This is a genomic window from uncultured Campylobacter sp. (assembly GCF_938017705.1).
GTDB lineage: Bacteria > Campylobacterota > Campylobacteria > Campylobacterales > Campylobacteraceae > Campylobacter_B.
Map to the genome: position 1 here is coordinate 1 of NZ_CALIIS010000084.1, position 5,730 is coordinate 5,730.

The 5,730-nt window shown below is 47.9% G+C and carries 5 protein-coding genes; all 5 read left to right on the forward strand.

All coding sequences use genetic code 11. The features are described 5' to 3' along the window. Positions 1 to 445 (forward strand): 2-C-methyl-D-erythritol 2,4-cyclodiphosphate synthase (ispF, locus tag Q0605_RS04105; RefSeq protein WP_298704447.1); only part of this gene is annotated, 445 nt, incomplete at its 5' end. Beyond that, positions 442 to 1,305 carry a response regulator gene (locus tag Q0605_RS04110; RefSeq protein ID WP_298704448.1) on the forward strand — a complete coding sequence of 288 codons (864 nt, stop codon included), beginning with the start codon at positions 442 to 444 and terminating at the stop codon, positions 1,303 to 1,305. The genes ispF and Q0605_RS04110, both read left to right, overlap by 4 nt. Further along, the gene (locus Q0605_RS04115; RefSeq protein WP_298704449.1) at positions 1,283 to 3,190 is read left to right on the forward strand and encodes a hypothetical protein; all 1,908 of its coding nucleotides are present in this window, start codon (positions 1,283 to 1,285) and stop codon (positions 3,188 to 3,190) included. The genes Q0605_RS04110 and Q0605_RS04115 overlap by 23 nt, the downstream gene beginning before the upstream one ends. 650 nt (positions 3,191 to 3,840) lie before the next feature. Continuing rightward, positions 3,841 to 4,377, forward strand: coding sequence for a phosphatidylglycerophosphatase A (locus tag Q0605_RS04120; protein ID WP_298704450.1), 537 nt, complete (start codon positions 3,841 to 3,843; stop codon positions 4,375 to 4,377). 504 nt (positions 4,378 to 4,881) lie between these two features. Beyond that, the gene (locus Q0605_RS04125; protein WP_298704452.1) at positions 4,882 to 5,604 is read left to right on the forward strand and encodes an alpha/beta hydrolase; all 723 of its coding nucleotides are present in this window, start codon (positions 4,882 to 4,884) and stop codon (positions 5,602 to 5,604) included. The last annotated feature ends 126 nt before the right edge of the window (positions 5,605 to 5,730 follow it).

Consider the following 5,730-nt stretch of genomic DNA (forward strand, 5'->3'; position numbering starts at 1 on the left):
TGGCGGCGTGCAGATCCCATGCGAGTTCGCACTGATCGCGCACAGCGACGGCGACGTAGCGATCCACGCCCTAATCGACGCTATTTGCGGTGCGGCGATGCTGGGCGACATCGGCGAACTTTTCCCCGATAGCGATGCTAAGCTTAAAGGTGCGGATAGCAAGGAGCTGTTACGAAAGGTAATGCGGCGCATCAGGGGCTACGGCTATGAGCTCGTAAATGCCGATATTACGATCATCGCGCAACGCCCGAAGATCGGCGCTTACAAAGCGCAGATACAAGAGGTTTTAAGCGAAATTTTAAACTGCGCGCGCGTCAATGTCAAAGCGACCACGACCGAAGGGCTGGGATTTACGGGCAGAAGCGAAGGCATCGCCGCACAGGCTGCGGTAAACTTGAAATTCTACGACTGGCAAAAGCACGCAGCAGAGGCACAGGACGTATGAAAATTTTAATAATCGAGAGCGAAAGCTATCTTGCTCAAAGCATCGCAAACAAGCTGGGCGCGCTGGGGCATGAATGCACTAACGCGGCGAGCTTGGCGGCTGCGGCAGGCATTGCGGAGGAGTTTGAGGCGGTGTTACTTTCTACGAGCTGGAGCGGCGCGAGCTTTTATCCGCTGATAGAGAAATTTAGGCGCTCGATCATAATTTTGATGGTCGCCTACGTCGATAGCGAAACGGTGCTAAACCCCGTAAAAGCGGGCGCGACGGATTATATCCAAAAGCCTTTTATGATAGAGGAGCTCATAAAAAAGATCGAGCACTACGCGCAGTTTCGCTCGCTAAAATCGCAAAACGAAGCCTACGAAGCGTTGCTTAAAGAGATCTCTCTTTCGTGCGAAATACAGCCCGCGTATTTAGCGCAGATAAAATTTCCACTTCTTTTGCGCGGCGATGCGGCAGTGCGAGCTGCGGCGGTATTTAAGATCGCGCTTGCGCTAAAATCGCGTCTTAAAATTCTATCCGCGCAAAGCCCTGAGCCGCTAGAACGCGGCGCAGAGATTTTTTACGCACCAGATTTCGATAGCCTAAGCGGCGCACAGAAGGAAAAATTTCTAAGCAAAACCAAATCCATGCGCCTAATTGCCGGATCCATCGGCGCGCAAAAGGGCTTTAGCGACGAAATTACGCTTGGCAGCAGCAAAGAACGCAGTGAAATTTTAAGCATTGAAGAATACGTAAAGCTCACGATCGTAGCGCACCAAGACGAGTATTTCGACTCCGATCTGGCGGCGGCACTTGGGATTTCGCGAAAATCGCTTTGGGAGAAAAGGAAAAAATATGGCATCGCAAGAAAAAAATAGCCGCGCGCATCCGGTACGGACCGCAGGCGAGATAGAAATTTCGCGCGATGCGGACAATTTGCACGAAATAAAACCGCTTGAAAGCGAAGGAATTTTAAGCGGCACAAAAACTCTAAACGTCGCAAAAACTTCGAGTGACGCGGCGCAGAATTTAGAAGCGAAGCAAAATTTAAAAGCATCACAGAACTCAAAAGCAAAGCGTGATTTAAAAACGATGCGGAATTTAAAAATGTCAAAAGCTAGTAATGCCAGAAAAGAGGAGGCGCGAGCTAAGGACGCGGCATGGAATTTAAAAGCAGAGCAGGCCGGAAGCGAGAGCAAAGGCGCAAATAATAGCGCAACGCAAATCCGCAAGATAGTGATCTCGCGCTCCGACCTAAACGTCTTGAGCCTGCTCGCAAACGGCGCTTTCGGCAAGAGCTGCGAGCTACTGCGCCCAAGCAAGCTAAGCGTATGCGGCATAAATTTCGTTTTTTCCTGCGCGGACGCAAAAAAGGGCGATATTTTAGAGCTTTATCTTAGCAAGGACGGCATAGCCGAACGCACCAAAAATTTGCTTAGCGGCGAAAGTGGTGCGTATTTGCTAGCTAAAGAATCGCGCAACTTGCAGGATGGAGTTTCTGCCGCGGCGCAAAACGAGCAGAGCTTTGCGAAAAGCGGCACGGATTTCGCGCGCACTGCAAGTGCGCAAAGCGCTATAAACGCCACAAGCGAGGGCTTAGACCATATAGAAAGTCTTGCTGCGTGCTATGATCAAACTTTTACTTGCAGCACAGATGTAAAATCTGCAAACAATGCCGCTTTGGATTTGGCGAAAAGCTCTAGTGAAAATTCTGCGGTAAATTCCGCGCAGAGCTTTGCCGAAAATTCCGCACTCAATCGCGTTTGCAGCGCAGATGCAAAATCCGTAGCAAATTCGGCGGGAAATTTTATCTCAAATTCCACCGAAAATTTCATCAAAAATCCCGCTGCAAATCCCGCCTATTGTGAGCTTGTCGCGCGCATAGACGTTAGCGACGTTTATGCCCCAAGCGCAAGCGAGGTCGCAGACTCGGTGTTTCAAAACGCATACGCAGAGCAAACTGCAGTGCAGGGACGCATCACGCTGCTAAAAAATGAGCTTGCAGAGCAAATCGCGCGCATAAAAAAAGTCGCAAGCTCGCTTGCCGCGCCTAAAATTTCAGCGTTTTTTACCTGCGCCGATCCGATCCACCGCGTGCATGAGCGGCTGATTAGGCATATGATCGATAAGGCGGATTTCGTGGTGATTTTTTTAACCGGCACGAGAAGCACAGACGCCCTGCCCTACGAGCTACGCAAAAAAACGCTAAGGTATTTACTGCAAAATTTTTTGGTCGCGCAACGCGCCATGATGATCGATCTGGGCTCGCTTGCGATTTTTGACGACAAGCCCGCCCTGCAATGCGCGATTGCGAAAAATTTAGGTATAAACAAAATAATTTTTGGGCAAAATCACGCAAATATGGAGCTGTTTTTCGAAGGTGGCGGCGTGCATTCGGTGCTGGACGAGTATCAAAAACGCGGCGAAATCGAGATTTTGCTTATGCCGGAATACGTCTATTGCGAGAAGTGCAAGGTGCTCGTAAGCACCAAAAACTGCCCTCACGGCGCTCATCATCACGTGCATTACCGCGCGCAAAATCTCAAGGCACTGCTGCGCGCGGGGATTTTGCCACCCGCGATTTTTATGCGTAAAGAGATCTCGGCGATGATTTTAAGCGAGCTCTTTCCCGCGCGATTTTCGGATCTGCAAAAGCTCTACGACGAGCTTTTTCCAAACAGTGGGATCTTACAGAGCCACGGCGAGAGCGAGTTTTACGAGCAGCTTATGCAGCTGTATCAAACCAGCGCGCTAAAGACGTAGCTCTCGAGGGCGCGACGCAAAAAATGACGTGGAATTTACGGCATCTAGGTAGAGGGTAAAATTTCGCGACGTTAGAATTTACGGCGACTAGACGTAAAGTAAAATTTCATAGTGCGGGAAGAAAGGACTGTGCGGAATTTTATAGCATAAAGAGCGGCGGACGCAGATTTGGCGTAAAATTTTGCGGTACAACGAAGCTAAATTTTTAGAGCATTAGTGGTGCGATAAAAGAGGTTTTAAATCTTAAAGGCGCGGCATATGCGTAAATTAGCAGTACAGCGGATCTAAATTTTAAGCTTGCGACAAGCGAGCTTAAAATTTTAAAATTAGGCGGTCGCTGCGAGTTACGGCGCAAAACTCGGATGCAGCGCAACGACTGCCGCTCGCGCAAAATGCCGTGCGTTTGCGTATGGGTTTGAAATCTCCACGCAAGCGAGCAAAATTTTAAAATTTTTACGCAAATGAGTAGAATTTTAAAATTCCTACATTGACGAGCGAAATTTTTGTGGCGAGCGAGTAGAACTGATTTTGTGTAGGCGGGCAAATTAATTCTACATGCACGAATGAAATTTAAAATTTTCGCACGCGAGCAGATGCCCTAATTAAAATAAGCGGTAAAATTTTAAAAAGCAAAATTTAAAAGGATAATTATGGATAAAATTTTCGTTACATTTTTCGGCGCGGGACTACTAAAGCCCGCGCCCGGCACCTGGGGCAGCATCGCAGGCTGGATAGTGGGGCTGGTGGTCTTGATGCTCGCGGGCGAGGTGACGCTGTTTTTGTGCGCCGGCCTCGTTTTTTTCGTCTCGCTTAAGATCGTAAGCGATTACGAAAGGCGGGTAAGCGCGCACGATAACAGCGAGATCGTAATCGACGAGGTCGTGGGGGTGTGGATCGCGATGTGCGTTGCAGCGCCCGTGGGCGAGATCTTTTCGCTGCCGCTGCGGGAGCTGATCGCGAGCTTTGAGAGCAGCAGGATATCGATCGTCGCGATGATTTTGGCGCTGCTGTTTTTCAGGGCGTTTGACATCTGCAAGCCCTCGATCATCGGGCGCGTGGATCGCGACGTACCAGGCGGTCTCGGCGTGATGCTAGATGACGTGCTGGCGGGCTTTTTCGCGGGGCTTGGGGTTTTGATAGTTATCTCTTTAGGGGTCAAGCTCGGCGCCGCAGGATTGATTTTTTAAGCTTTTTGGATGTGTTCATGGCAAACACAGCGCGATTGCGGGCGCTATCAAGCACCGAAATTTTAAAAACCGCATCTTAAGCGGGGCTTATGAAATTAGTGCAAATTTTAACTTCTAAGGCGTGAGTCCGCTTGGAATTTAAAATTTAAGCGGTATTTATTCGCGTAGCCTGCAAATAAAGCAAACGTAAAATTTAAAATTTTGCACGAGTCGCGATAAAATTTGCGTGAGCTTAAATTTTAAATTTCTCAGCTTGCAGAAATCTAAGACATAAAAATTTAATTGCGCTGCAAGAATAAAAATTATGCCACCTGAAATTTCATGCGGCTAAATTTTAAAACAAAGCGGCAGGCGCAGCTCTTGCGATAAATTTTAAAATTTATCGCTAATTGCAGGCAATCTAGCAGGGCGTGCTATTAAATTTTTAGCAATATTTATTACTCAAGTTTGCGACGTTGCCGCAAAATGCGGGTAAGCGGCGCAAAAAATTTAAAGGAACGAAAAATGCAAAAGAGCACGATCGAGATACGTGGCATTCCCGCCGCCGTTTGGGGGAGCTGCTCGAAAAAAGTTTATATCTACGCTCACGGGCAAGGCGGAAGCAAAGATGATGCGGAGCTTTTGGCTTCCGTCGTTTGTGAGCAAGGCTGGCAGGTAATTAGCTTTGACCTGCCCGGGCACGGACAGAGAAAACACGAGCCCGTCTCTTGCGAGTCTATTTTTTATGATCCGAGGCACACTATTTTTGAATTTCGCGAAATTTTATCGTATGCGAAGAAGCGTTGGGAAGAAATCGCGCTATTTGCGGTTAGCATAGGGGCCTGGTTCAGCCTGCAAAGCTTCCGCGATGAAAAATTTAGCGACTGCCTCTTCGTCTCGCCGATACTTGATATGAAATACGTTATTTCAAATATAATGCGCAGGGCTGGCGTTAGCGAGGAGCGATTGAAGCAAGAGCGGATGATTTTGACCCCTGTCGGGCAACCGCTTTTTTGGGAATATTGGAGTTTTGTTTTAAACAATCCGATCACTAAGTGGAAAACGCCCAGTAGAATTCTATACGCAAAAAACGACGATATCACGCCTCTTTACATCGCTAAAAATTTTGCGCAGAAGTTCGACTGCGACTTAAGCGTTATGAAAAACGGCGAGCACTGGTTCCATACGCCGCAGCAGCTAGATTATTTGCGTAGTTGGATCAAGTCTGCGGTTGAGAATCGGCGATAAAATTCTATGAAAGACTTTTAAAACTCACGCCTAAACCCGCGCCGATGAAATTCTGTGCGTCTTCGGGGTGCAAATTTCATAAATTTAAGATGATCTTGATATTTTGCCTTAATACGCTTGTTTTAT

Excerpts from the sequence above, each read along its gene's own strand:
- Q0605_RS04110 (WP_298704448.1), top strand. The coding sequence starts at position 442 with ATGAAAATTTTAATAATCGAGAGCGAAAGCTATCTTGCTCAAAGCATC.
- Q0605_RS04115 (WP_298704449.1), top strand. The coding sequence starts at position 1,283 with ATGGCATCGCAAGAAAAAAATAGCCGCGCGCATCCGGTACGGACCGCA.
- Q0605_RS04120 (WP_298704450.1), top strand. The coding sequence starts at position 3,841 with ATGGATAAAATTTTCGTTACATTTTTCGGCGCGGGACTACTAAAGCCC.
- Q0605_RS04125 (WP_298704452.1), top strand. The coding sequence starts at position 4,882 with ATGCAAAAGAGCACGATCGAGATACGTGGCATTCCCGCCGCCGTTTGG.